Source organism: Pseudomonas ceruminis, from assembly GCF_021602025.1.
Taxonomy (GTDB): Bacteria; Pseudomonadota; Gammaproteobacteria; order Pseudomonadales; family Pseudomonadaceae; genus Aquipseudomonas; species Aquipseudomonas ceruminis.
This window is the reverse complement of record NZ_BQHW01000006.1, coordinates 128,201-152,753: the sequence shown is the minus strand read 5'-3', so window position 1 is coordinate 152,753 and position 24,553 is coordinate 128,201. Positions and strand designations below refer to the sequence as shown.

Annotated in this window: 24 protein-coding genes; 7 read left to right on the top strand and 17 right to left on the bottom strand. The window is 61.5% G+C overall.

Going from position 1 to position 24,553, the window contains the following annotated elements:
- Window positions 1–263: 263 nt before the first annotated feature.
- Together rpsI and rplM are read right to left on the bottom strand one after the other, a co-directional pair.
- Window positions 264–656 (bottom strand): 30S ribosomal protein S9, encoded by a 393-nt coding sequence (gene rpsI / locus L6D80_RS09750; RefSeq protein ID WP_054893989.1) that lies wholly within the window; start codon window positions 654–656, stop codon window positions 264–266.
- A 14-nt stretch (window positions 657–670) separates the two neighbouring features.
- A complete protein-coding gene (gene rplM, locus L6D80_RS09745) occupies window positions 671–1,099 on the bottom strand; it encodes a 50S ribosomal protein L13 (RefSeq protein ID WP_008097538.1) in 429 nt (142 codons plus the stop codon).
- A 258-nt stretch (window positions 1,100–1,357) separates the two neighbouring features.
- Between rplM and L6D80_RS09740 the strand changes: the two genes are divergently transcribed.
- Both L6D80_RS09740 and L6D80_RS09735 read left to right on the top strand, forming a co-directional pair.
- Entirely contained in the window at window positions 1,358–2,398 is a 1,041-nt protein-coding gene (locus L6D80_RS09740) for an NADP(H)-dependent aldo-keto reductase (protein WP_054899248.1), read from the top strand.
- A 254-nt stretch (window positions 2,399–2,652) separates the two neighbouring features.
- Window positions 2,653–3,573: a GlxA family transcriptional regulator gene (locus tag L6D80_RS09735; RefSeq protein WP_176514917.1), complete on the top strand. Its 921-nt coding sequence runs from the start codon at window positions 2,653–2,655 to the stop codon at window positions 3,571–3,573.
- Window positions 3,574–3,654: 81 nt separating this feature from the next.
- Here the strand turns inward: L6D80_RS09735 and zapE are convergent, their stop codons facing one another.
- From zapE to L6D80_RS09720, 3 genes are all read right to left on the bottom strand, one after another.
- Window positions 3,655–4,749, bottom strand: a complete 1,095-nt coding sequence (zapE, locus tag L6D80_RS09730) for a cell division protein ZapE (RefSeq protein WP_054899247.1) — start codon at window positions 4,747–4,749, stop codon at window positions 3,655–3,657.
- A gap of 85 nt (window positions 4,750–4,834) precedes the next feature.
- Window positions 4,835–6,184 (bottom strand): tryptophan--tRNA ligase, encoded by a 1,350-nt coding sequence (locus L6D80_RS09725; protein WP_176514891.1) that lies wholly within the window; start codon window positions 6,182–6,184, stop codon window positions 4,835–4,837.
- Between the two features lie 25 nt (window positions 6,185–6,209).
- Entirely contained in the window at window positions 6,210–6,845 is a 636-nt protein-coding gene (locus tag L6D80_RS09720; RefSeq protein ID WP_176514893.1) for an alpha/beta hydrolase, read from the bottom strand.
- A 136-nt stretch (window positions 6,846–6,981) separates the two neighbouring features.
- Between L6D80_RS09720 and L6D80_RS09715 the strand changes: the two genes are divergently transcribed.
- Entirely contained in the window at window positions 6,982–7,419 is a 438-nt protein-coding gene (locus L6D80_RS09715; protein WP_054899244.1) for a Z-ring associated ZapG family protein, read from the top strand.
- A gap of 127 nt (window positions 7,420–7,546) precedes the next feature.
- Here L6D80_RS09715 and L6D80_RS09710 read toward each other — a convergent pair whose 3' ends face one another.
- Window positions 7,547–8,743 (bottom strand): methionine gamma-lyase, encoded by a 1,197-nt coding sequence (locus L6D80_RS09710; RefSeq protein ID WP_176514895.1) that lies wholly within the window; start codon window positions 8,741–8,743, stop codon window positions 7,547–7,549.
- A gap of 127 nt (window positions 8,744–8,870) precedes the next feature.
- Here L6D80_RS09710 and L6D80_RS09705 point away from each other — a divergent pair, with 127 nt between their 5' ends.
- Complete coding sequence (locus L6D80_RS09705) at window positions 8,871–9,350, top strand: Lrp/AsnC family transcriptional regulator (RefSeq protein ID WP_054899242.1); 480 nt, start codon at window positions 8,871–8,873, stop codon at window positions 9,348–9,350.
- Window positions 9,351–9,497: 147 nt separating this feature from the next.
- On the opposite strand, the gene cysN is transcribed toward L6D80_RS09705, so the two are convergent.
- The 3 genes from cysN to L6D80_RS09690 form a co-directional block, all read right to left on the bottom strand.
- A complete protein-coding gene (cysN, locus tag L6D80_RS09700) occupies window positions 9,498–11,399 on the bottom strand; it encodes a sulfate adenylyltransferase subunit CysN (protein ID WP_054899241.1) in 1,902 nt (633 codons plus the stop codon).
- A 16-nt stretch (window positions 11,400–11,415) separates the two neighbouring features.
- Window positions 11,416–12,333 carry a sulfate adenylyltransferase subunit CysD gene (gene cysD / locus L6D80_RS09695; RefSeq protein WP_003251799.1) on the bottom strand — a complete coding sequence of 306 codons (918 nt, stop codon included), beginning with the start codon at window positions 12,331–12,333 and terminating at the stop codon, window positions 11,416–11,418.
- Between the two features lie 223 nt (window positions 12,334–12,556).
- Complete coding sequence (locus L6D80_RS09690) at window positions 12,557–13,315, bottom strand: Nif3-like dinuclear metal center hexameric protein (protein ID WP_054899239.1); 759 nt, start codon at window positions 13,313–13,315, stop codon at window positions 12,557–12,559.
- A gap of 168 nt (window positions 13,316–13,483) precedes the next feature.
- Here L6D80_RS09690 and algW point away from each other — a divergent pair, with 168 nt between their 5' ends.
- Window positions 13,484–14,644 (top strand): Do family serine endopeptidase AlgW, encoded by a 1,161-nt coding sequence (gene algW / locus L6D80_RS09685; RefSeq protein ID WP_054899238.1) that lies wholly within the window; start codon window positions 13,484–13,486, stop codon window positions 14,642–14,644.
- Window positions 14,645–14,829: 185 nt separating this feature from the next.
- Here algW and L6D80_RS09680 read toward each other — a convergent pair whose 3' ends face one another.
- From L6D80_RS09680 to L6D80_RS09665, 4 genes are all read right to left on the bottom strand, one after another.
- Complete coding sequence (locus L6D80_RS09680; RefSeq protein ID WP_054899237.1) at window positions 14,830–15,594, bottom strand: amino acid ABC transporter ATP-binding protein; 765 nt, start codon at window positions 15,592–15,594, stop codon at window positions 14,830–14,832.
- A gap of 10 nt (window positions 15,595–15,604) precedes the next feature.
- On the bottom strand, window positions 15,605–16,702 hold the full coding sequence (locus tag L6D80_RS09675; protein WP_054899236.1) for an amino acid ABC transporter permease: 1,098 nt from the start codon (window positions 16,700–16,702) through the stop codon (window positions 15,605–15,607).
- A 10-nt stretch (window positions 16,703–16,712) separates the two neighbouring features.
- Window positions 16,713–17,891, bottom strand: a complete 1,179-nt coding sequence (locus L6D80_RS09670) for an amino acid ABC transporter permease (RefSeq protein WP_054899235.1) — start codon at window positions 17,889–17,891, stop codon at window positions 16,713–16,715.
- A 67-nt stretch (window positions 17,892–17,958) separates the two neighbouring features.
- A complete protein-coding gene (locus L6D80_RS09665) occupies window positions 17,959–18,987 on the bottom strand; it encodes an amino acid ABC transporter substrate-binding protein (protein ID WP_054899234.1) in 1,029 nt (342 codons plus the stop codon).
- A gap of 333 nt (window positions 18,988–19,320) precedes the next feature.
- Between L6D80_RS09665 and L6D80_RS09660 the strand changes: the two genes are divergently transcribed.
- Together L6D80_RS09660 and rhlB are read left to right on the top strand one after the other, a co-directional pair.
- Window positions 19,321–19,977: an alpha/beta hydrolase gene (locus L6D80_RS09660; protein ID WP_176514897.1), complete on the top strand. Its 657-nt coding sequence runs from the start codon at window positions 19,321–19,323 to the stop codon at window positions 19,975–19,977.
- Between the two features lie 101 nt (window positions 19,978–20,078).
- The gene (rhlB, locus tag L6D80_RS09655) at window positions 20,079–21,539 is read left to right on the top strand and encodes an ATP-dependent RNA helicase RhlB (RefSeq protein ID WP_176514899.1); all 1,461 of its coding nucleotides are present in this window, start codon (window positions 20,079–20,081) and stop codon (window positions 21,537–21,539) included.
- Window positions 21,540–21,613: 74 nt separating this feature from the next.
- Here the strand turns inward: rhlB and moaE are convergent, their stop codons facing one another.
- The 4 genes from moaE to L6D80_RS09635 form a co-directional block, all read right to left on the bottom strand.
- Window positions 21,614–22,060 carry a molybdopterin synthase catalytic subunit MoaE gene (gene moaE / locus L6D80_RS09650; protein WP_054899231.1) on the bottom strand — a complete coding sequence of 149 codons (447 nt, stop codon included), beginning with the start codon at window positions 22,058–22,060 and terminating at the stop codon, window positions 21,614–21,616.
- A gap of 2 nt (window positions 22,061–22,062) precedes the next feature.
- Entirely contained in the window at window positions 22,063–22,308 is a 246-nt protein-coding gene (moaD, locus tag L6D80_RS09645; RefSeq protein WP_054899230.1) for a molybdopterin converting factor subunit 1, read from the bottom strand.
- A complete protein-coding gene (moaC, locus tag L6D80_RS09640) occupies window positions 22,308–22,778 on the bottom strand; it encodes a cyclic pyranopterin monophosphate synthase MoaC (RefSeq protein WP_054899229.1) in 471 nt (156 codons plus the stop codon). The genes moaD and moaC overlap by 1 nt, the downstream gene beginning before the upstream one ends.
- Before the next feature lie 138 nt (window positions 22,779–22,916).
- On the bottom strand, window positions 22,917–24,311 hold the full coding sequence (locus L6D80_RS09635) for a PhoH family protein (protein ID WP_054899228.1): 1,395 nt from the start codon (window positions 24,309–24,311) through the stop codon (window positions 22,917–22,919).
- Window positions 24,312–24,553: the final 242 nt, after the last annotated feature.

Below are 24,553 nucleotides of genomic sequence, written 5' to 3'. Positions count from 1 at the left end.
TCAGTCCTCTCCCATCAGCTTGCTTGGCCTGTTGAACCAGGCCTGTACTTAGGTTATGTCTGTGGCACTAAAAGTTGGCCGCCATGGTAAGAAACAAGTCCACACACTGACAAGGTGATTACCCCAGGTACGGGCTAGAACCCTCGCTTTGCTTGATCTGCGTCTATGCGACGAGCTGCCACGGACATGCTGACAGGTTAGTTCAAGACATAAAAAAAGCCCGGTTCCAAAGGAACCGGGCTTTTTCGACTGCCGAAGCGGTATTAACGCTTGGAGTACTGAGGACGCTTACGCGCTTTACGCAGACCCACTTTCTTACGCTCAACTTCACGAGCGTCGCGGGTGACGTAGCCAGCACGACGCAGAGCGCCACGCAGGGTTTCGTCGTATTCCATCAGAGCGCGGGTGATACCGTGACGGATCGCACCGGCTTGACCGCTGACACCACCACCGGCAACGGTGACGTAGATGTCGAACTTCTCAACGGTCTCGGTCAGCTCCAGCGGCTGGCGAACAACCATGCGAGCGGTTTCGCGGCCGAAGAAGGTGTCCAGAGGACGGTTGTTGATGGAGATGTTACCAGTACCCGGACGCAGGAAAACGCGAGCGGTTGCGGTCTTGCGACGGCCAGTGCCGTAATTTTGAGTCGCCGACATAATGAACTATCCCGTTAGATCTTCAGTTCTTGAGGCTGCTGAGCAGTGTGTGGGTGAGCAGCACCCGCGTACACTTTCAGCTTGCGGTACATGTCGCGACCCAGCGGGTTCTTAGGCAGCATGCCTTTGACCGCGGTTTCGATAACACGCTCAGGGGCCTTGGCGATCAACTTCTCGAAGTTGATTTCCTTGATACCGCCCGGGAAGCCGGAGTGGGAGTAGTACATCTTGTCGGAAGACTTGGCGCCAGTTACACGGATTTGCTCGGCGTTGATGACGACGATGTAGTCGCCGGTGTCAACGTGAGGGGTGTATTCTGGTTTGTGCTTGCCACGCAGACGGCTAGCGATTTCGGTAGCCAGACGACCCAGGGTCTGGCCAGCGGCGTCGACTACGAACCACTCGCGCTTTACTGTTTCCGGTTTAGCAGTAAAAGTTTTCATTCTCTAAAGCCTCAGAGGCCGCCCAGCGAAAAATAGACGGCGAATCTTACTGGATAGTGCACAGCTTGCCAAGGGCAAGCGCGCAGCCGAACACAGACGCTTTTGGGGGCTCGGGTCGGGCACGCCAATGTTCGACGGGGTTCTTCCTGCGTGGTGGTGCATCACTTCCGCCACACGGAGAGGGGCCGAATTATCCAGATTGCGCGAAAAATTTCAACCTGCTTTTATGGGCTTCTTTTGCCAAGGAGACACTTCCCGATGGAATACCGCAAGCTCGGCCGTACCGACCTCGACGTCAGCGCCCTGTGCCTGGGCACCATGACCTGGGGTGAGCAGAACGACGAGGCCGAGGCCTTCACCCAGATCGCCCTGGCCAAAACCCACGGCATCAACTTCATCGATACCGCAGAAATGTACCCGGTCCCTCCCCGCCCAGAGACCTACGCTGCCACCGAACGCATCATCGGCAACTGGTTCCGCCAGCACGGTGACCGCGATGACTGGGTCCTCGCCAGCAAGGTCGCAGGCCCAGGCAACGGCATCAGCCATATCCGCGACGGCCAGCTCAAGCACAACCGCCAGCACATCGTCGCCGCACTGGATGAAAGCCTCAAGCGCCTGCGCACCGACCGCATCGACCTGTACCAGTTGCACTGGCCCGAGCGCAGCACCAATTTCTTCGGCAAGCTGGGCTACCAGCACCTGGCCAATGACCTGTTCACTCCCTTGGAAGAAACCCTCGAAGTCCTGGACGAACAGGTGCGTGCCGGCAAGATCCGCCACGTTGGCCTGTCCAACGAAACGCCGTGGGGCACCATGAAGTTCCTGCAACTGGCCGAAACCCGTGGCTGGCCGCGCGCGGTGTCGATCCAGAACCCGTACAACCTGCTCAACCGCAGCTTCGAGGTGGGCCTGGCGGAGGTGGCGATCCGCGAGCAGTGTGGGCTGCTTGCCTACTCACCGCTGGCGTTCGGCATGCTGTCGGGCAAATACGAAAACGGCGCCCGCCCCGAAAAGGGCCGCCTGACACTGTTCAGCCGTTTCTCCCGCTACTCCAACCCGCAGACCGTGGCCGCCTGCAGCCGCTATGTGCAACTCGCCAAGGCCCATGGTCTGGACCCGGCGCAGATGGCCTTGGCGTTTGTCACCCGTCAGCCATTTGTGACCAGCAACATCATCGGTGCGACCGACCTGATGCAACTGGAGAGCAACCTCAGAAGTGCTGAGCTGAACCTGAGCGACGAGTTGCTTGCTGCCATCGAGGCGATCCATCAGGAGCAGCCCAATCCGGCGCCTTGAGCCGAACCAGCGCCGACTGGTTCGCGGGTAAACCCGTCCTAGCAAGGCCTGCGGCCCCTATGGGCGCGGGTTTACCCACGAACAGGGCAGCTCGATGCTGCGGGGTAGACACAATCGCCAAAAAATAAGACGATCCAGCCGGTGATTGACCACTCTACCCTATAAGAACAATGACAATGATGTTTACCCAACCCTCGGCGTCGCTGCGGCGCGTCAGCATCCTGGCCATTGACAAAGTGTTTGCATCAACACTGATGCAGGCCAAGGATTTCTTCCACCTCGCCAGCCTGCGCTACAGCAAGCAGTTGGGCCTGGGCGTGCAGCCCATGTTCGACATCAGCCTGGTGAGCCCGGACGGTCAACCCGTGGACAGCTTCAGCCATGTTCAGCTACCGGTCGACGGTGGCCTGGACGATGCTGACGTGATCATCCTGCCGGCTTTCTGGGAAGACTTCGACAACCTGCTGGCACGTTATCCACAGGTCCTGCCGTGGCTGCGCGAGCAGCATGCCCGCGGCGCGGTGTTGTGCGCCGAAGCCAGCGGGGTGTTCTGGCTGGCCGAGTCCGGCCTGCTCGACGGCAAGGAGGCGACCACCTACTGGCGTTTCTTCGCCAGCTTCGCCGAGCGTTTCCCGAAGATTCGTCTGAACCAGGACAAGCACCTGACCGATGCCGACAACCTCTATTGCGCTGGCGGCACCACCTCGGCCTGCGACCTGTACATCTACCTGATCGAGCGCTTCTGCGGCGCCAACGTGGCCCGCGCCGTGGCCCGCGACATCCTCTACGAAGTGCAGCGCAACTACACGCCGGGGCGAATGGGCTTTGGCGGGCAGAAGCTGCATCAGGACTTGATCATCCTGCAGATCCAGCATTGGCTGGAGGAACACTTCGCCGACAAGTTCCGTTTTGAGGATGTGGCCCGCAACCACGGCATGAGCATCCGCAACTTCATGCGTCGCTTCCAGGGTGCGACCGGCGACAAACCATTGCATTACCTGCAGCGGCTACGGATCGAAACGGCCAAGGGGTTGCTGTCGAGTACGCGCAAGAGCATCAAGACCATCAGTTATGAGGTCGGCTACGACGATGCCAGCTTCTTTGCACGGTTGTTCCGCCAGCATACGGAGCTGTCGCCGAACCAGTATCGGCAGCAGTTCATGCAGGAAGCCTGACAGGCTTCCTGGCGGCAACAAAGAGCAAAAAAGCCAAAGCCGACCGCAGCCTGCTTTGGCTTTTTCGTGAAACTTGGCCCCTTAGGGCTTGTGCGCGCGCGACAGGAATTCGTGCGACTGCATTTCCAGCAACCGGCTGAGGGTACGCTGGAACTCGAAGCTCAACCGCCCGCCGGTGTACAGGTCTTTGAGCTCCACCTCGGCCGAGATGATCAGCTTGACGTTGCGGTCGTAGAATTCATCGACCATGTTGATGAAGCGTCGGGCAATATCGTCGGTGGTGACGCCCATCTGCTCGACGTTGCTCAGCAACACGGCATGGAAGATCTTGCCCAGCTCGATGTAGTCGTTCTGACTGCGGGGGCCATCGCACAGCGCGCGGAAGTCGAACCAGGCGACATCGTCGCAGGTGCGCAGGGCATGGATCGGCCGGTTCTCGATCATCAGCACGTCGTTGTCGACGGCCTGGGTGCATTCTGGCGTCAGCGCCTTGAAGCTCGCGCGCATGCTTTGCTCGGCCGCCTCGTTGAGCGGGTAGTGGAACAATTCGGCCTGCTCCAGGTGGCGCAGGCGATAGTCGACCCCGCTGTCGACGTTCACCACGTCGGTGTATTGCTTGATCATGGCGATGGCCGGCAGGAACCGCGCACGCTGCAGGCCGTCCTTGTACAGGCCGTCAGGGACGATGTTGGAGGTTGCCACCAGCGATACGCCGTTCTTGAACAGCTCTTCCATCAAGGTGCCAAGGATCATGGCATCGGTAATGTCCGAGACAAAGAACTCGTCGAAGCAGATGACCTTGGCCTCTTCGCTGAACCGCTTGGCGATGATGGTCAGCGGGTTCTTTTCACCCTTGAGGGTTTTCATCTCTTCGTGGACGCGCTTCATGAAGCGGTGGAAGTGCGTGCGCATCTTCTGCTTGAACGGCAGCGCCTCGAAGAAGGTATCGACCAGGTAAGTCTTGCCGCGGCCTACCCCGCCCCAGAAATACAGGCCCTTGACCGGCGTCTGTTCCTTCTTGCCGAACAGCTTGCCGAACACGCCCGGCTTGTTGTTCTGCGCAGCGATCAGGTCGTCGTAGAGACGCTGCAGGTGACGCACTGCAGTTTCCTGCGCCGCGTCATGGAAGAAGTCGGGACGTTTCAGATCTGCTTGATATCGTTCTAGGGGCGTCATGATTTCGTTAGCGAGGCAACAAAAAACGGGCCGTCACTGTAGCGACCGGCCCGCTTAATGGCAATCAGACTTGCGTCAATATGCCTCAGTCCTGCTGTGGAGCCAGGGCCTCACGCAGGCTTTGAATGGCCGCATCACGCGCCTCAGCGCTGTCGAACTGCGGCCCGTCGGCAACTTGCTCGCCGCCCAGCCACAGGCCAAAACCCAGGCCCTCGACGCGCACATCGGCTTCACCGCCCTGCTGCAATTGCTTGCTCACAGCGCCAGCACTCTTGCCGTCGGCGAAGCGGTGCGACAGCAGCAGTTGCTCGCCATCGGCGGCCAGCAGACGGAACCGGAAGCTGCCGTCTTCATCGCGGAAGCTGACGAAACGCGCGCTCTTGGCGGCCTTCTTCTTCACTTCGGTACTGGCCTGCACGCTGCTGCGGAACGAGCGCAGGCCAACGGCTTCGCGCAGTTGCTCGAGGAACGGCGTGGCAATCTTGCGGGCCTTGGCGGCACCGGCCAGCAGGATGTCCTCCAGGTCCGAAGGGCGCGAAATCAGCTGATGGTAGTGCTCGCGCTTCTCGGCGAGCTGGCCGTCGAGCAGTTGGAACAGACGCTGCTTGGCCTCGCCCCAACCCAGACCCTGCAGCAGTTCTTCGCGGAACTCAGCGCACTGCGCCGGCGTGGAGAACGCCTGGAACAGGGTGAACAGGTGGGCATTGTCCGGGTCCTTCGCTTCGCCAGGGGCGCGCGAGTCGGTGACGATGCGCGAAATGGCGTCCTTCATGTCCTTGGCGGTGGTGAACAGAGGGATGGTGTTGTCGTAGCTCTTGGACATCTTGCGACCATCCAGGCCCGGCAAGGTGGCAACACTTTCCTCGATCACCGCCTCAGGCAGGGCGAAGAAGTCCTTGCCCTGGCCGAACAGGTGGTTGAACCGCTGGCCAATGTCACGGGCCATTTCCACGTGCTGGATCTGGTCGCGACCGACCGGCACCTTGTGCGCGTTGAACATCAGGATGTCCGCGGCCATCAGCACCGGGTAGCTGTACAGGCCCATGGAAACGCCGGCGTCCGGGTCTTCGCCGTTTTCGAGGTTTTTGTCCACCGACGCCTTGTAGGCATGCGCACGGTTGAGCAGCCCCTTGGCGGCAACGCAGGTCAGCAGCCAGGTCAGCTCCGGGATTTCGGGAATGTCGGACTGGCGGTAGAACGTTACCTTTGCCGGGTCCAGGCCACCGGCCAGCCAGGTGGCGGCGATTTCCAGGCGCGAGCGCTGGATGCGCAGCGGATCGTCACACTTGATCAAGGCGTGGTAATCGGCCAGGAAGTAGAACGAGTCGGCACCAGGCTGTTGACTGGCGAGGATCGCCGGGCGAATGGCGCCCGCGTAGTTGCCCAGGTGCGGGGTGCCGGTGGTGGTGATACCAGTGAGAATGCGCGTGGTCATGGGTGTTCGCTTATTCAGGCTTGGCTCAATTCGAAAGGCGCGGCAGCAGCAGATCTTTCAGATCGGTCAGCTTGCCATGGAAGAAGTGACCGCATTCTGCCACTTTCAGCAGCTCATGGGGGCGCGACAGCGCGTCGGACCAGTCGTAAACGAGCTGGGGAGCGACGACTTCGTCGGCGTCAGGCTGGACAACGGTGATCGGACAACGCTGCGGCAGCGGGAACGCCCCGCTCAGGCGCATCACCGCTGGGGCGATCATGAACAGGTGTTGCAGCGCGACCCCGGCGCTTTCCAGGCGCCCGGCCAGGCTGGTGGCGACAAACCCACCAAAGGAGAAGCCCATCAGTACCAACGGCAAGGCCGGGTGCTTCTCGCGCAACCAGGCTGCGGCGGCCTCGGCATCGGCCACTTCACCGGCGCCCATGTCGTGGCTGCCGGCGCTCTGGCCGACACCGCGGTAGTTGAAACGCAAGGTCACGTAGCCTGCGTCCCGGGCCGTGCGCTGCAGGGTCGAGACCACCTTGTTGAGCATGGTGCCGCCCTGAACCGGGTTGGGGTGGCAAATCAGCACCGCACCGCGGGCATCGGCCACGTCCAGGTACAAGGCTTCCAGCTGGCCCACTGGGCCATCGATGAACAAGGGGGTTTCGCGGACAAGCAAGGCACTAACTCCGTGACCTCGAAGGGGGTCGATTCGTCTAGGTGAGGAATTCTGTTCTGATTTGCGATCGCTCGCGGTATACAGCGCAGGTCTGAGCCGTTAACGTAAAGCAAAGCCGTTTATAGAGGAAGGACTCGTGGAACTCTCGCTCCTTGTTTGGTTGTTGCCAACCCTGGCCCTGGTCATCGGTGTGGCGGTCGGTTTCATCGTAGCCCGCCTGCTGCCCAATGCCGCGCCGAGCAGCACCCAACGCCAGCTGGACGATATCCAGCAGCGTTTCGACACCTATCAGAATGAAGTGGTCACCCACTTCAACAGCACCGCCGTGCTGGTCAAGAAGCTGACCCAGAGCTACCAGGATGTCCAGGATCACCTTGCCGAAGGCGCCAACACGTTGGCCCTCGACGACGTGACCCGTCAGCGCCTGCTGGCTGCCCTGCACTCCGAGTCGGCCCAGGCGCCACGTGACCGCCTCACACCGCCCAAGGATACCGCCGAAGTGCCACGGGACTATGCGCCGAAGTCGCCAAACTCGCCGGGCATGCTCGACGAGAGCTACGGGCTCAAGCGTTGACCCGCTGACCATGAAAAAGGCCTCGCAAGAGGCCTTTTTTGTGGGTCGGATTCACTGGCCTCTTCGCGGGCCAGCCCGCGCCCACACGCGCTTGCGCTGCGCGCGGCGAAGCGGCCAGCCAGGCGACCTAACTGCAGACCTGCAGTGCCTGCTCGACATCCGCCAGCAGGTCCTCGATATCCTCCAGCCCCACCGACAATCGCACCAGCCCCTCCGATATGCCGTGCTGCGCCCGCTCCTGCGGTGTATAGCTTGAATGGGTCATGCTCGCCGGGTGCTGCGCCAGCGATTCTGCATCACCTAGGCTCACCGCCCGGGCAAACAGCTGCAGGCCATTCATGAAGCGTCGCCCAGCCTCAATGCCCCCCTGGAGCTCGAAGGCAATCATCCCTCCCGGCAAACGCATCTGCCGCTGTGCCAGTGGGTACTGGGGGAACGACGGCAATCCGGGGTAGTGAATAAGCTCCACCTGCGGCTGCCGTGCGAGGAACTGCGCCACCTGCAAGGCGTTGGCACAATGCCGGTCCATGCGCAGCGCCAGGGTCTTGAGCCCGCGCATCAGCAGCGCCGCGTCATGTGGCGACAGCACCGCCCCGGTCATGTCTTTCAGCCCTTCAAGGCGAATGCGGTCGACCAGCGCCTTGCGCCCCACCACCAGACCCGCCGTGATATCACCATGGCCACTGAGGTACTTGGTGGCCGAATGCACCACCAGGTCCGCCCCCAGCTCCAGTGGTCGCTGCAGGTACGGCGTGCAGTAGGTGTTGTCGACCACCACCAGTACCTCATGCCCCCGCACTGCCTCGGCCACCGCGGCAATGTCCACCAGGTGCATGTTGGGGTTGGCCGGGGTTTCGAAGTAGATCATCCGCGTTTTGCCGTTGATCGCCGCTTTCAGAGCCTTGGCATCGTTGAGGTCGACATGGCGAATCTTGACCCCGAATTCGCCAATGCCGTGGTGCAGGAAAGCGAAGGTGCAGCCATACAAGGTGCGCCCGACAATCAGTTCATCGCCGGGCCGCAGCAGGGTCCAGATGGTCGAGGTAATCGCGCCCATCCCCGAGGCCAATGCCAACCCGGCCTCACCGCCCTCCAGCGAAGCCATGCGCTGCTCCAGCAAAGCCAGTGTGGGGTTGGAGATGCGGCTATAGAAATGTCCAGCCTCCTCCCCGGCGAAACACGCAGCGCCGTACTCGACAGTAGGGAAGGCATAGGTAGCGGTCTGGTACACCGGTGGCACCAGGGCACCGCCATGGGAAAGCGGGTCGTAGCCATGGTGGATGGCACGGGTGGAAAAACCGGTGTTGTTATCGGAGCCGCGCATGGCAACAGCCTCTGGTGGTTTGTTATAAGCTTATGCCACCGAGCTGCCTGATTCATTTCAAACTCGCACACGCAAATGGCCACTTTTTGGAACAAAACCAATAAATAGCCGAACAGGAGGGCAAGACATGCCCGCAAGCCTCGACCGCACCGACCGCGCCCTGCTCGCCGCCCTGCAGGACAACGCCCGCCTTACTGTTTCCGAACTTGCTGACCAGGTTGCCCTGACCACCTCCCCCTGCTGGCGACGGATCAAGTTGCTGGAAGACAACGGGTTCATCACTGGATACCAGGCCATCCTCTCGCCCAAGTCGCTTGGGTTTGGCGTGACCGCGTTCGTCAGCATCATGATGGATTCGCACACCAAGGACATGGCGCAGGCGTTCGAACAACGGCTAATGGAAATTCCCGAGATTGTCGCTTGCCACAACATCTCCGGGCGCTATGACTTTTTGCTGGAGATCCTGGCGCGGGACCTGGAATCGTTCGGGGAATTTACCCGGGAAGTGCTACAGCGTTTGCCCGGGGTGAAGGAAATCTACTCGAGTTTTTCCTATAAGGCGGTGAAGGAAAGGCGGGTGATTCCGGTGTCGGAAACGCATATTTGAACCCGCTTTGCCTGAGGAGCTAGCCCTAGGTCGTGCGCCAACTCGAAGCACGGCGCGTCGTTGCACCACGCGCAAGCCTCGGTCAAAAATGCGCCTTTCAAGAACGAAAAACCCCGCCGAAGCGGGGTTTTTCCTGCAGGCTAGCGCTTAGATCGCACCGCGCTGACGCAGCACATCCAGCACCTGCTTCACACCTTCTTCGACGCTGGTGCGCTGAGTATCGATCACCAGGTCAGCATCCAGCGGTACATCGAACGGGAAGCTTTCGCCCGGGATGTTCTCGCCACCGGCAGCGTACAGGCCTTGCGGGTCGCGCTCACGGCAAGCCAACGGCGAGGCCTGAACGTAAACAGTCACCAGGCGCTCCTTGCCGATCAGCGCCTTGGCCTGCTCGCGACCTTCGGCGTCAGGGGCCACGAACGCTGCCAGGGTCAACAGGCCGGCTTCGTTGAACTGGCGCGCCACATGAGCGGCGCGGCGCCAGTTTTCGGTGCGGCCGGCGCGGTCCTGCGGCAAGCCCTTGTTCAGGTCGTGGCGCAGGTTCTGGCCGTCGAGCACGTATACCGCTCGGCCCATGTCGAACAGCTTGCGCTCAACGGCATAGGCCAGGGTGCTCTTGCCTGCGCCGGACAGGCCGCTGAACAGCACGGTGGCAGGCTGCTGACCGAAGCGCAGGGCGCGCTCTTCGGTGGAGACGTGGGCTTGCTTGCCATGCTGGCCGGTGCTGCCGTGCGGCAGTACTGGCGGCGCGATGATCATGCCGGCGCCAACGGTGCCGTTGGTCAGTCGATCGATAACGATGAACGCACCGGTGGTGCGGTTGCTGTCGTAACCGTCCAGGGCAATGGCGGCGTCCAGGGCAACCTTGACGCGGCCGATCTCGTTCAGTTGCAGTGCGCTGGCAGCGCCCTGCTCCAGCGTATTCACATCGACCTTGTGAGTGATGCTGGCAATCGAGCCCGGCACATAGCTGGTGGCACGCTTGATGTCGTACTTCTTGCCAGGAAGCATCGGCTCCTCGGCCATCCACACGAGCATGGCGTCAAACTGGTCGGTTACCGGCGGTACGTTGTCGGCATGCACCAGCAGGTCACCCCGGGAGATGTCGATCTCGTCTTCCATGGTCAGGGTCACGGCCTGGCCTGGGCCGGCGTTCTCCAGCTCACCTTCGTAAGTGACGATGGACTTGACCCGGCTGCTCTTGCCCGACGGCAACACGACGATGTCATCACCCTTGTGCACCACACCGCTGGCGATGGTGCCGGCAAAGCCGCGGAAGTTCAGGTTCGGACGATTGACGTACTGCACCGGGAAACGCAGGTCAGTGAAGTTGCGGTCGGCCGCCACTTCCACGGTTTCGAGGATTTCCATCAGCGCAGGGCCGGTGTACCACGGCGAACGCTCGCTGCGGTTGACCACGTTGTCGCCCTTGAGCGCCGACATCGGCACGAAGTGCAGGCTGCTCGGCGTCAGGTTGATGGCTTCGGCGAACTTCAGGTAGTCGGCCTTGATTTCCTCGAAGACGCCTTCATCGAAGCCTTTGAGGTCCATCTTGTTGATCGCGACGACGATGTGCTTGATGCCCAGCAACGAGGCGATATAGCTGTGGCGGCGGGTCTGGGTCTGCACACCGTAGCGGGCATCGACCAGGATGATCGCCAGGTCGCAGGTCGAAGCGCCGGTGGCCATGTTGCGGGTGTACTGCTCGTGGCCCGGGGTATCGGCGATGATGAACTTGCGCTTGGCGGTGGAGAAGTAGCGGTAGGCGACATCGATGGTGATGCCCTGCTCGCGCTCGGCCTGCAGGCCGTCAACCAGCAACGCCAGGTCGACTTCTTCGCCGGTGGTGCCGGACTTCTTCGAATCACGGGTGATGGCCTCGAGGTGGTCCTCGTAGATCATCTTCGAGTCGTGCAGCAGGCGCCCGATAAGGGTGCTCTTGCCGTCATCCACGTTGCCGCAGGTAAGGAAACGCAGCAGTTCTTTACGCTCGTGCTGAGCCAGATAAGCGAGGATGTCTTCGCTGATCAAATCGGATTGGTGCGACATGGAGTAACCCTGAAAATTAGAAGTAGCCCTGACGTTTTTTGTCTTCCATGGAACCGGCGCCATCGTGGTCGATGACTCGGCCCTGGCGCTCGGAAGTGCGCGTCAGGAGCATTTCCTGAATGATGTCGGTCAGCGTCTCGGCTTCGGACTCGACAGCGCCCGTCAACGGGTAGCAGCCCAGGGTACGGAAACGCACCTTCTTCTTGACGATGCGTGCTTTCTCTTCCTCGGAGAGGTGCTCGAGGATGCGCTCGTCGTCGATCATGATCAGGGTGCCGTTTTTCTCGATGACTTCACGCTCAGCGGCGAAGTACAGCGGCACGATCGGGATACCTTCGAGGTAGATGTACTGCCAGATGTCCAGCTCGGTCCAGTTCGACAGCGGGAAGACGCGGATCGACTCGCCCTTGTTGACCTTGCCGTTGTACACGTTCCACAGCTCGGGGCGCTGGTTCTTCGGGTCCCAGCGGTGCTTGCTGTCCCGGAACGAGTAAACGCGCTCTTTGGCCCGCGACTTCTCTTCGTCGCGGCGCGCGCCACCGAAGGCGGCGTCGAAACCATGCTTGTCCAGTGCCTGCTTGAGGCCCTGGGTTTTCATGATGTCGGTGTGCTTGGAGGAGCCATGGGTGAATGGGTTGATGCCCTGCGCCACACCCTCGGGGTTGACGTGGGTGATCAGCTCCAGGCCCATTTCCTCGACCATCTTGTCGCGGAAGCTGTACATCTCCTGGAATTTCCACTGGGTGTCGACGTGCATCACCGGGAACGGCAGTTTGCCCGGGAAGAAGGCCTTGCGCGCCAAGTGCAGCATCACGGCGGAATCCTTGCCGATCGAGTACAGCATCACCGGGTTGTCGAACTCGGCGGCCACCTCGCGGATGATGTGGATGCTCTCCGCCTCCAGCTGTTTCAAGTGCGTCAGTTTGTCGACCATGGCTACTCACGAAAAACGATCTTATGGACGGCCAGCGGGCCGTGTTCGAGCGAGTCACTTTATCACAGCGGGTGATTCTATTTAGGAGGCGGGATAGATCGAAACAATCTAACGATATGACTGGGGGTTTGGGCCAGCGTGTCCGCTCTCTTCGCGGGTAAACCCGCCGCTACAGGGGCCGCGCGGCCCCGGTAAGCGTGCCCGCGAAGAAGGCAACACCGATTCAGATCGGGTTCGGACAGTCGATGAACAGGTGCTCAACGGCAAACCGCCGCGCCAGGTAATCGCCCAACGCCTGCACCCCATAGCGCTCGGTGGCATGATGCCCGGCGGCAATGAAGCTGACCCCATTCTCGCGTGCGCTGTGATAGGTCTGCTCGGACGCTTCACCGGTCAGGTACAGGTCCACCCCGCCCGCTATCGCGGTGTCGATGTAACCCTGCCCGCCGCCGGTGCACCAACCGATCCGGCGGATCATGTCGTCACCTTCGACCAACAACGGCTCACGCCCCAGGACTTCCTGCACGCGCCGGGCGAAATCCCGTGCGGTCATCGGCTCGGCCAGCGAGCCGACCAGCCCGACCACCTTGGGGTTCTCTGGGTCCAGCGGCCCTTCGACAATGATCTCCAGCTGCCGCGCCAACTGCACGTTGTTGCCCACCTCCGGGTGCACGTCCAGCGGCAGGTGGAACGCCAACAGGCTGATATCGTTGCTCAGCAAGGTTTTCAGGCGGCGCTGGCGAATGCCGGTGACGCACGGATTCTCGCCCTTCCAGAAGTAACCATGGTGCACCAGCACCAGGTCGGCCTCAGCCTCGACGGCGGCGTCCAACAGGGCCTGGCTGGCCGTTACACCGCTGACTATACGGCTGACCTGCGGCCGGCCTTCGACTTGCAGACCGTTGGGGCAATAGTCCTGGATCTTCGCACTGCCCAGGTAGCGCTCGGCTTCCTCGACCAGGGTGGTTAGAGCGACGGCCATGAAAATCTCCTCGAAAACTGCGCTTTTCTCGGGCACAACGCTTAGCGAACGCCCGTATAATGCCGGCCATTATGGGCCGTCGCCGGCACTGGGGGAACCGGTGTATGATCGCGCGCGTTCATGCCCCACTGCGCGGCCGCTGGCCTGTGCTCTTTCCAGGATTCATTCATGTTCAAGGCGTTGCGTTACTTTGGCTGGCCCCTGCTCACCGGCGTACTGATCGCCATGCTGATCATCCAGCGCTTCCCGCAGTGGGTCGGCCTGCCCAGCCAGGATGTCAACCTGCAACAGGCGCCACAGACCACGCAGATCATGCAGGGCCCGGTGTCCTACGCCGACGCCGTGACGTTGGCCGCCCCGGCGGTGGTCAACCTGTACACCACCAAGGTAGTGAACAAGAACGCCCACCCGCTGTTCGAAGACCCGCAGTTCCGCCGTTTCTTCGGCGATAACCTGCCCAAGCAGCGGCGCTGGGAGTCGAGCCTGGGTTCGGCGGTAATCATGAGCCCTGAAGGCTACCTGCTGACCAACAACCACGTCACCAGCGGCGCCGACCAGATTGTGGTTGCGCTCAAGGATGGCCGCGAAACCCTGGCGCGGGTGATCGGCAGCGACCCTGAGACCGACCTCGCGGTACTGAAGATCGACCTCAAGAACCTGCCGGCGATCACCATCGGCCGCTCCGACAACATCCACATCGGTGACGTCACGCTGGCCATCGGCAACCCCTTCGGCGTTGGCCAGACCGTCACCATGGGCATCATCAGTGCCACTGGCCGCAACCAGCTGGGTCTGAACAACTACGAAGATTTCATCCAGACCGACGCCGCGATCAACCCTGGCAACTCCGGCGGTGCACTGGTCGATGCCAACGGCAACCTGGTGGGCATCAATACCGCGATCTTCTCCAAGTCGGGCGGTTCACAGGGCATTGGCTTCGCCATCCCGGTCAAACTGGCCCTGGAGGTGATGAAGTCGATCGTCGAGCATGGCCAGGTGATCCGTGGCTGGCTGGGCATTGAAGTTCAGCCTTTGAGCCAGGAGCTGGCTGAATCGTTCGGCATGCAGGGCCGCCCAGGGATCGTAGTGGCGGGGATTTTCCGTGACGGGCCGGCGCAGAAGGCAGGCTTGCAGCTGGGTGATGTGATCCTGAGCATCAATGGCGAACCGGCAGGTGATGGGCGCAAGTCGATGAACCAGGTGGCGCGGATCAAGCCCAACGAGAAGATCACCATCGAGGTGGTGCGCAATGGGCAACAGCTGAAGCTGGTGGCCGAGGTAGGGCTGCGCCCACCGCCAGCCCCGGCGGCGACTCAGGAAGAAAAGTAAAGACCGCGGTGTTGCGAGCCAGGCCTAGGGCTGGCGCAGCGGGAGCACCCTCGTCGCTTGCAAACGATGCTGGCACCGGCGTCGCCGGTGTTCGCGGGGCAAGCCCGCTCCCACATCAAGCAGGGTTAGCCTTGCGCTTTGGATCGGCTGGCCGGCGATTGGGCCGCTAAGCGGCCCCGCCTGCATCAATGCAGGATCTGGCTCAGGAACAACTTGGTCCGGTCACTGCGCGGCCGGTCGAAGAAATCATCTGGCGCCGCCTGTTCCACGATCTCCCCCTTGTCCATGAAGATCACCCGGTTCGCCACGGTCCGGGCAAAGCCCATTTCGTGGGTTACGCAGAGCATGGTCATGCCGTCCTCGGCCAACCCCACCATGGTATCGAGCACTTCCTTGACCATCTCCGGGTCGAGCGCCGAGGTCGGCTCGTCGAACAGCATGATCTTCGGCTTCATGCACAGCGCCCGGGCAATCGCCACACGCTGCTGCTGGCCACCGGACAACTGCCCGGGGAACTTGTGCGCCTGCTCGGGAATACGCACACGCTCCAAGTAGTGCATGGCGATCTCCTCCGCCTTGCGCCGCGGCATCTTGCGTACCCACATGGGCGCCAGGGTGCAGTTCTCAAGGATGGTCAGGTGGGGGAACAGGTTGAAGTGCTGGAACACCATGCCCACCTCACGGCGGATCGCCTCGATCTGCTTGAGGTCGTTGGTCAGTTCCACGCCATCGACCACGATGCGCCCCTGCTGGTGCTCTTCCAGGCGGTTGAGGCAGCGGATGGTGGTGGACTTGCCCGAGCCGGACGGCCCGCACAACACAATACGCTCGCCCTGACGTACGTTCAGGTTGATGTCCTTGAGCACATGGAACTGGCCATACCACTTGTTCACGCCCTGCATCTGGATGATGCCTTCGGGGCCGGCAGGCTGCTTGATCGCTTCACTCATATAGAAACTCCTAACGCTTGTGGCCAGTGTCCAGCTTGCGCTCCAAGTGCATGGAGTAGCGGGACATACCGAAACAGAAAATCCAGAACACCAGGGCAGCGAACACATAGCCTTCAGTGGCCATGCCCAGCCAGGCCGGGTCGGCAGCGGCTTGCTTGACGCTGTTGAGCAGGTCGAACAGGCCGATGATGATCACCAGGCTGGTGTCCTTGAACAGTGCGATGAAGGTGTTGACGATGCCGGGGATCACCAGCTTGAGCGCTTGCGGCAGAATCACCAGGCCCATCGAGCGCCAGTAGCCCAGGCCCATGGCTGCGGCCGCTTCATACTGGCCCTTGGGGATGGCCTGCAGGCCGCCACGCACCACTTCGGCAACGTACGCCGACTGGAACAGGATCACGCCGATCATGGCCCGCAGCAGCTTGTCGAAGCTCATGCCTTCGGGCAGGAACAACGGCAGCATCACCGACGACATGAACAGCACCGTGATCAGCGGCACGCCGCGCCAGAACTCGATGAAGGTCACACACACCACCTTCACTGCCGGCATGCGCGAACGCCGCCCCAGTGCCAGCAGGATGCCCAGCGGCAAGGCGCCGACAATGCCCACCGTGGCAATCACCAGGGTAAGCATCAGACCGCCCCACTGGCTGGTTGCGACGTTCTGCAGACCAAAGCTGCCGCCGTGCAGCAGCAGGTAGGCCAGGATCGGGTACAGCACCAGGAAGCACAGGCCATACGCCGCCTTGCGCGGGAAGCGCCTGATGAACAGCGGCGCCGCGCCGAGCACCGCCAGCCACACGGTCAGGTCTACACGCCAGCGCAGTTCCACCGGGTAGTAGCCATACATGAACTGGCCGAAACGCTGCTGCACGAACACCCAGCAGGCCCCCTCCTTGGTGCAGTCGGCACGGGTGGTGCCGACCCAGTTGGCATCGATGAACGCCCACTGCACCAGTGGCGGTACGATCAGCCACACCAGGTACACGGCGAACAGGGTCAGCAGGGTGTTGAGCCAGCTGGAGAACAGGTTTGCACGCATCCATGCGAGCACGCCGACGGTCTTCACCGGTGGCGGCATGTCAGGTTTGAAAACATGGGCATTCACGGGCGTATCCTCACCGCTCGATCAGCGCGATGCGCTTGTTGTACCAGTTCATCAGCAGCGAAATGCTGATGCTGATGGCGAGATAGACACTCATGGTGATGGCGATCACCTCGATGGCCTGGCCGGTCTGATTGAGCACCGTGCCGGCGAACAGCGACACCATCTCCGGGTAGCCGATACCGGCGGCCAGCGAGGAGTTCTTCGCCAGGTTCAGGTACTGGCTGGTCAGCGGCGGGATGATCACGCGCAGCGCCTGGGGGATGATCACCTTGCGTAGGGTCGGGCCTTCACGCAGACCGAGCGAACGGGCGGCCTCGGTCTGGCCGTGGCTGACCGAACGAATACCCGAACGCACGATTTCTGCGATGAACGCAGCGGTATAGATGGTCAGCGCCAGGGTCAGCGCCAGCAACTCGGGGATCAGCACCCAGCCGCCAACGAAGTTGAAGCCTTTGAGTTGCGGTACTTCCCAATGCACGGGGTTGCCGAACACCAGCACACAGGCGCCGAGGATGCCGATGAACAGCGCAAGCCCCACCCAGAACGTGTGAAACGGTTGACCGGTTTCGTTGAAGCGTTTGTTGGCCTGGCGCACCATCACCACAACCGCGACGATCGCCAGGGCCAGGGCAATGACGAACGGCCAAAAGCCGTCTGCCATGGAGGCCCCCGGCATGTTCAGGCCCCGGTTGCTGATGAAGAAGGTGTCGTTGACGTTGATGCTGCCCCGTGGCCCCGGCAGGGTCAGGAATACCGCGAAGTACCAGAACAGGATCTGCAACAGTGGCGGGATGTTGCGGAACGTCTCGACATACACCGTCGCCAGCTTGTTGATCATCCAATTCGGTGACAACCGCGCCACGCCGATGATGAAACCCAGGACCGTAGCCAGGATCACACCGATGAAGGTCACCAGCAGGGTATTGAGCAAGCCGATGACGAACACCCGTGCATAGCTGTCGGACTCCACATAAGGAATCAGGTGCTGGGCGATGCCGAAGCCGGCACTGCGGTCGAGAAAGTCGAAGCCAGAGGTAATCCCCCGGTGTTGCAGGTTGGTCTGCGTATTGTGAAACAGGTACCAGCCCAAACCCACCACAAGGACGATCGTGAGGATCTGGAACAGCCACGCGCGCACACGTGGATCGCTCAGGGAAGGCCCCTTTTGTGCGCCGATTCGATTTTGCATGAAGTGCCCCGGACAGTAGGGATTCGAACAGCCTGCGGCGGCGGGATGCCGCCGCAGGGTGCAGCTATCAGCGCACCGGTGGTGCGTACTGGATGCCGCCGTTGTTCCACAGGGCGTTCATGCCACGGTCGATCTTCAGATCAGTGCTCTGGCCCAGGTTCTTCTCGAACACTTCGCCATAGTTACCCACTTGTTTGACGATCTGCACTACCCAGTCCTTGGGCAGTTTGAGGTCCTTGCCGTACTCACCGTCAGCGCCCAGCAGGCGGGCATTGTCCGGGTTCTTGGTAGACTTGGCCTCGGCCTCGACGTTCTTCGAGGTGATGCCCGCCTCTTCGGCGTTGAGCATGGCGAACAGGGTCCACTTGACGATGCTGAACCACTCCTCGTCGCCCTTGCGCACCACAGGGCCCAGCGGCTCCTTGGAGATGGTTTCCGGCAGTACCACATAGTCGGTCGGTGCGGCCAGCTTGGACCGCTGGGCGAACAGCTGCGACTTGTCCGAGGTGAGCACGTCGCAACGGCCGGACTCCAGGGACTTGGCGCTTTCGTCAGAGGTGTCGAAGGTAATCGGCGTGTATTTCAGGCCATTGGCGCGGAAGTAGTCGGACACGTTCAGTTCGGTGGTGGTACCGGCCTGGATACAGATGGTCGCGCCATCGAGCTCCTTGGCGCTGGACACGCCGAGCTTCTTGTTGACCAGGAAGCCGACGCCGTCATAGTAGGTGACACCGGCGAACACCAGGCCCATGCCAGCGTCACGCGAGCTGGTCCAGGTGGTGTTGCGCGACAGCACATCGACTTCGCCGGACTGCAGGGCGGTGAAGCGTTCCTTGGCGTTGAGCTGGCTGAACTTGACCTTGGTGGCGTCGCCGAACACTGCGGCGGCCACGGCGCGGCAGACATCGGCGTCGATACCGACGATGGTGCCTTTGGCATCAGGTACCGAGAAGCCTGGAAGACCGTCGCTCACGCCACACTGGACGAAGCCCTTCTTCTTCACCGCATCGAGCGTGGCGCCGGCCTGGGCATTGCTCACCGCGCCCAATGCGGCGGCAGCGGTGAGGACTGCCAGGGTGGTTTTCAACATCTTCATTCACAACCTCCAAATCGCTCTTGTTGTACCGAGCCGGAATTGCACCGCACCCTTATGAGGCGCATCCGACCCGTGCTGGCTTGTTATTGGGTCAATTGGCGCAATGGGCTGTTCTTTGACAGCCTTCACTCGCAAAGGGTGTTACCGTCTGGGTTTATCCCTTCGCGTCGAAGGTTCCATAGCAAAGCGCGTACCACACTCGAAGGCTGTAGCGTTTAAGCAGTCGTCAAGTAGCAAAAGTTGTATTGTTGCGACATTCTTTTTCTGACAATTAATTCCAACGCCTCTTTTTTACGCACTTCAGAATAAAGCGCGCACACTTTCGGAGCAGTCATGACCAACCCGCTGATTCTCGAACCTCAGAAAACCGCAGACGCCTGTGTGATCTGGTTGCACGGCCTGGGCGCAGACCGTTACGACTTCCTACCGGTTGCCGAATTCATGCAGGAGCGTCTGCTCAGCACCCGGTTCATCATGCCCCAGGCACCCACCCGGCCGGTCACCATCAATGGCGGCTATGAAATGCCCAGCTGGTACGACATCAAGGCCATGTCCCCCGCTCGCGCCATCGATGAGGCGCAGTTGGAGCAATCGGCCGAGCAGATCATCGCCCTGATCGAAGCCGAGCAAGCCAAGGGTATCGACCTGGCGCGCATCTTCCTGGCCGGTTTCTCCCAGGGTGGCGCCGTGGTGCTGCACACCGCCTATATAAAGTGGCAGGCAGCGCTGGGTGGTGTGATCGCCCTGTCCACCTATGCACCGACCTTCAGCGAAACCCATCAACTGAGCGCCTGCCAGCAACGCACCCCGGCCCTGTGCCTGCATGGCGTGCACGACCCCGTGGTGATTCCGTCCATGGGCCGCACCGCCTTCGAGTACCTCAACACCTGGGGTGTGGCCGCCCGCTGGCATGAATACCCGATGGAACATGAAGTGGCGGTCGAAGAGTTGAGCGACATCCACGACTGGCTGAGCAAGCAATTGCAATAAGCAGGGCTCGCCTGTAGTTGTGGGCGTATTCCGCTACGCCGCGCCCGGTTCTTGCATTACACTGCCGGGCGTACATTCCTTAACCAGTTGACGAGACGATCGTGCTCAAGGCACTCAAGAAAATATTCGGCAAGGGAGACGCCGCGCCTCAGGCCGCCGCTCCTGCTGCCAGCGTCACGCCGCCTGCGCCTGCCGCAGCACCCCTGGCTCAGCACGCGCCGCAGCACGACAAGCCGCGCACCCACACCGGCGACAAAACCCAAGCGCACGCCGCCGCGCCACATGCCGAAAAGCCGGCCAAGGACAAAGCGCGCCGCGAACGCAAGCCCAAACCCCAGGCCAGCCTGTGGAAACCGGAAGACTTCGTCGTCGAACCGCAGGAAGGCAAGACCCGCTTCCATGACTTCAAGCTCTCCAACGAGCTGATGCACGCCATCCACGACCTGGGCTTCCCGTACTGCACGCCGATCCAGGCGCAGGTACTGGGTTACACCCTGCGCGGCAAAGATGCTATCGGCCGCGCCCAGACCGGCACCGGCAAGACTGCCGCGTTCCTTATCTCGATCATTTCCCAGTTGCAGCAAACGCCGCCGCCCAAGGAACGCTATATGGGCGAGCCGCGTGCACTGATCATCGCGCCGACCCGCGAGCTGGTGGTGCAGATCGCCAAGGACGCCGCCGCCCTGACCAAGTACAGCGGCCTGAACGTGATGAGTTTCGTCGGTGGCATGGACTTCGACAAGCAGCTCAAGGCCTTGGAAGCACGCCACTGCGACATCCTGGTGGCTACCCCAGGGCGACTGCTGGACTTCAACCAGCGCGGCGAAGTGCACCTGGACATGGTCGAGGTGATGGTGCTGGACGAAGCCGACCGCATGCTCGACATGGGTTTCATTCCCCAGGTACGGCAGATCATTCGCCAGACCCCGCCCAAGAGCGAACGCCAGACCCTGCTGTTTTCCGCCACCTTCACCGACGATGTGATGAACCTGGCCAAGCAGTGGACCACCGACCCGGCCATCGTCGAGATCGAGCCAGAGAACGTCGCCAGCGAAACCGTGGAACAGCACGTGTACGCGGTGGCCGGCAGCGACAAGTACAAGCTGCTGTACAACCTGGTAACCCAGAACAAGTGGGAACGGGTGATGGTGTTTGCCAACCGCAAGGACGAAGTGCGACGCATCGAGGAAAAGCTCGTGCGCGACGGTATCAATGCGGCCCAGCTGTCGGGCGACGTACCGCAGCACAAGCGGATCCGTACCCTTGAGAGCTTCCGTGAAGGCCGCATCACCGTACTGGTGGCCACCGACGTTGCGGGACGGGGCATTCACATCGACGGCATCAGCCACGTGATCAACTTCACCCTACCGGAAGACCCGGACGACTATGTGCACCGCATCGGCCGTACCGGCCGTGCCGGTACCAGCGGTGTGTCGATCAGCTTTGCCGGCGAGGATGACTCGTACCAGCTGCCCGCTATCGAAACCCTGCTGGGGCGCAAGATCAAGTGCGAGATGCCGCCGGATGAACTGCTGAAGCCGGTGCCGCGCAAGCATCACTGATGCAGCGTTGCTTTGCAGCCCAATCGCCGGCTTGCCGGCGATCCAGGGCTTGGCCCTGAAGAGCTACGCCTTCTCTACCATCGCCCCGCCGCTTCCTGATCGCTCTGCTTGCCTTCCACCCACCGCGGCCCCTCCTGGGTATTCTCCTTCTTCCAGAACGGCGCCCGGGTCTTCAAATAATCCATGATGAAGTTGCAGGCATCGAATGCTGCCTGCCGATGGGCGCTGGCCACACCGACGAACACAATCGGCTCGCCCGGCTCCAGCGCACCGATGCGGTGCAACACCTCAACCTTGAGCAAGGGCCAGCGCTGCTCGGCCTCGACCACGATCTTGGCCAGGGCTTTCTCGGTCATACCGGGGTAATGTTCGAGGAACATGCCCGCCACATCCCGACCATCGTTGAAATCACGCACATAGCCGACAAAGCCGACCACGGCGCCCACGCCGACATTGGCGGCGTGCATGGCGTTGACCTCAAACCCCGGGTCGAACGTCGTTTCCTGCACTCGCACCGCCATCTTCAGCCTCCGGTTACCGGTGGGAAGAACGCCACCTCATCGCCTGTTTGCAGCGGCTCGTCGAGCCTGCACAGTTCCTCGTTGCGTGCGCACATCAGGTTCTGCTCGGCCAGCACCTCATACTGACCGCCTTTGGCCACCAGGGCCTGGCGCACATCGTCAACCACCTTGAAGTCACCGTCCAGGCGCTCGGCATCCACGCCGAGGCACTCGCGATAACGGGCGAAATACATCACTTTCACATTCATCACGCCTGCACCTTGTAGTGGCCGCTCTTGCCGCCTACCTTCTCCAGCAGGCGCACCTGCTCGATCACCATGCCCTTGTCCACGGCCTTGCACATGTCGTAGATCGTCAACGCGGCAACGCTGGCGGCGGTCAGTGCTTCCATCTCCACCCCGGTCTGCCCTGCCAGCTTGCAGCGGGCGACGATACGCACGGCATCTGCCCCCTCGGCGCTCAGCTCGACCTTGACGCTGGTCAGCATCAGCGGATGGCACAACGGGATCAGGTCACTGGTCTTCTTCGCCGCCTGGATCCCGGCAATGCGCGCCACGGCGAACACATCGCCCTTGGGATGTTCGCCGTCGACGATCATCTGCAGGGTCTGCGGCAACATGCGCACCCGCGCCTCGGCAGTGGCCTCGCGCTCGGTCACGGCTTTTTCAGTGACGTCGACCATGTTGGCCCGCCCCTGGGAATCAAGATGTGTCAGCACTGCTCTGCTCCTGTGAAGGGAACCCAAAGTGTAAACCTGTGGGTCAGGTTTGAGCAGCGGAATGTACTGGCAGTGGTGACCTCTTCGCGGGTCGAACCCGTAATGAGGCCGGGCGGCGCACCGCCCGGCTCGAAAGGTTTACAGATGCGACTCGGCGTACTCGGCCAGCACCGAGCGGGGCACGCCCTGCAGGGTGATGTGCACGCCATGGGGGAAGTCCTTGAAGCGCTCGGTCAGATAAGTCAGGCCCGAGCTGGTCGCGGACAGGTAGGGGGTGTCGATCTGCGCCAGGTTGCCCAGGCAGACCACCTTGGAGCCAGAGCCGGCACGGGTGATGATGGTTTTCATCTGGTGCGGCGTCAGGTTCTGGCACTCGTCGATCAGGATCAGGCTTTGCTGGAAGCTGCGGCCACGGATGTAGTTCAACGACTTGAACTGCAGCGGTACCCGCTCGAGGATGTATTCGACGCTGCCATGGGTGCTTTCATCATCCATGTGCAAGGCTTCGAGGTTGTCGGTGATGGCGCCCAGCCAAGGCTCCATCTTCTCCGCTTCGGTGCCCGGCAGGAAGCCGATCTCCTGGTCCAGCCCCTGTACGCTACGGGTGGCGATGATACGCCGATAGCGCTTGCTGACCATGGTCTGTTCGATCGCCGCGGCCAAGGCCAGGATGGTCTTGCCGGAACCGGCGGCACCGGTCAGGTTGACCAGGTGGATATCCGGGTCGAGCAGGGCGAACAGCGCCAGGCTCTGATGGATGTCCCGCGGCTTCAGCCCCCAGGCCTCCTGGTGCAGCAGCGGCTCCTGGTGCAGGTCGAGCAGCAGCAACTCGTCGTTGCGTATGCCCTTGATCCAGCCAACGAACCCTTGCTCATCGATGATGAACTCGTTGACGTGCACCGCCGGCAGGTTGTCGATCAATTGCACCCGATGCCAGGTGCGGCCACGCTCCTGGCGGGTATCGACCTTGCTGACCCGGTCCCAGAACGAGCCGGAGACTGAGTGGTAGCCCTTGGACAGCAGCGACACGTCATCCACCAACTGGTCGGTGCTGTAGTCCTCGGCCGCGATACCACAGGCGCGCGCCTTCAGGCGCATGTTGATGTCTTTGGTGACCAGCACCACGTCCAGGTCGGTGCGCTTGGCCCGCAGTTCCAGCAACTGGTTGATGATGATGTTGTCGTTGAGGGTTTCCGGGAGCAGCTTGTTCGGTTCGTTGCGCGGGCTCATCAGGATCGACAGGAAGCCTTTGGGCCCACTCTTGTTACGTTGGATCGGCACGCCCTGCTCGACATCGCTGGGCGAAGCGTCACCGAGGGTCTGGTCGATCAGGCGGATGGCCTGGCGACATTCGGCGGCGATGGTCTGTTTACCGGTCTTGAGCTTGTCGAGTTCCTCCAGCACCGTCATCGGAATGGCGACGTGGTGCTCCTCGAAGTTGAGCAAAGCGTTGGGGTCGTGAATCAGGACGTTGGTATCGAGCACATAGAGGATTGGCTTGCTGGAGGAAGGGTTGCGTCCTTGGTCATCCATACTCGGGTCACCTTATGTCGAAGCCACACGGCGCGGTCTGCTGCGCCGCAGAGTGACTGCCGTTCTCCCCGTATCCGCGTTGCTACGGGCGGGAAGTGAACCTGGCAAGGTGGGCCTGGATGACGCCACCTGTGCTGCAGGAATCGGCTGTCTGGTTTCTTCATACAGCAAAAACGATGACTAAAAAAAGCATTTTTACGTGCTGGTGAAGTTTATTTTTCCGATTGACGAACAGCCCTTGG

Excerpts from the sequence above, each read along its gene's own strand:
- rpsI (WP_054893989.1), bottom strand. The coding sequence starts at position 656 with ATGTCGGCGACTCAAAATTACGGCACTGGCCGTCGCAAGACCGCAACC.
- rplM (WP_008097538.1), bottom strand. The coding sequence starts at position 1,099 with ATGAAAACTTTTACTGCTAAACCGGAAACAGTAAAGCGCGAGTGGTTC.
- L6D80_RS09740 (WP_054899248.1), top strand. The coding sequence starts at position 1,358 with ATGGAATACCGCAAGCTCGGCCGTACCGACCTCGACGTCAGCGCCCTG.
- L6D80_RS09735 (WP_176514917.1), top strand. The coding sequence starts at position 2,653 with ATGCAGGCCAAGGATTTCTTCCACCTCGCCAGCCTGCGCTACAGCAAG.
- zapE (WP_054899247.1), bottom strand. The coding sequence starts at position 4,749 with ATGACGCCCCTAGAACGATATCAAGCAGATCTGAAACGTCCCGACTTC.
- L6D80_RS09725 (WP_176514891.1), bottom strand. The coding sequence starts at position 6,184 with ATGACCACGCGCATTCTCACTGGTATCACCACCACCGGCACCCCGCAC.
- L6D80_RS09710 (WP_176514895.1), bottom strand. The coding sequence starts at position 8,743 with ATGCGCGGCTCCGATAACAACACCGGTTTTTCCACCCGTGCCATCCAC.
- L6D80_RS09705 (WP_054899242.1), top strand. The coding sequence starts at position 8,871 with ATGCCCGCAAGCCTCGACCGCACCGACCGCGCCCTGCTCGCCGCCCTG.
- cysN (WP_054899241.1), bottom strand. The coding sequence starts at position 11,399 with ATGTCGCACCAATCCGATTTGATCAGCGAAGACATCCTCGCTTATCTG.
- cysD (WP_003251799.1), bottom strand. The coding sequence starts at position 12,333 with ATGGTCGACAAACTGACGCACTTGAAACAGCTGGAGGCGGAGAGCATC.
- L6D80_RS09690 (WP_054899239.1), bottom strand. The coding sequence starts at position 13,315 with ATGGCCGTCGCTCTAACCACCCTGGTCGAGGAAGCCGAGCGCTACCTG.
- algW (WP_054899238.1), top strand. The coding sequence starts at position 13,484 with ATGTTCAAGGCGTTGCGTTACTTTGGCTGGCCCCTGCTCACCGGCGTA.
- L6D80_RS09680 (WP_054899237.1), bottom strand. The coding sequence starts at position 15,594 with ATGAGTGAAGCGATCAAGCAGCCTGCCGGCCCCGAAGGCATCATCCAG.
- L6D80_RS09670 (WP_054899235.1), bottom strand. The coding sequence starts at position 17,891 with ATGCAAAATCGAATCGGCGCACAAAAGGGGCCTTCCCTGAGCGATCCA.
- L6D80_RS09665 (WP_054899234.1), bottom strand. The coding sequence starts at position 18,987 with ATGAAGATGTTGAAAACCACCCTGGCAGTCCTCACCGCTGCCGCCGCA.
- L6D80_RS09660 (WP_176514897.1), top strand. The coding sequence starts at position 19,321 with ATGACCAACCCGCTGATTCTCGAACCTCAGAAAACCGCAGACGCCTGT.
- moaE (WP_054899231.1), bottom strand. The coding sequence starts at position 22,060 with ATGGCGGTGCGAGTGCAGGAAACGACGTTCGACCCGGGGTTTGAGGTC.
- moaD (WP_054899230.1), bottom strand. The coding sequence starts at position 22,308 with ATGAATGTGAAAGTGATGTATTTCGCCCGTTATCGCGAGTGCCTCGGC.
- L6D80_RS09635 (WP_054899228.1), bottom strand. The coding sequence starts at position 24,311 with ATGGATGACCAAGGACGCAACCCTTCCTCCAGCAAGCCAATCCTCTAT.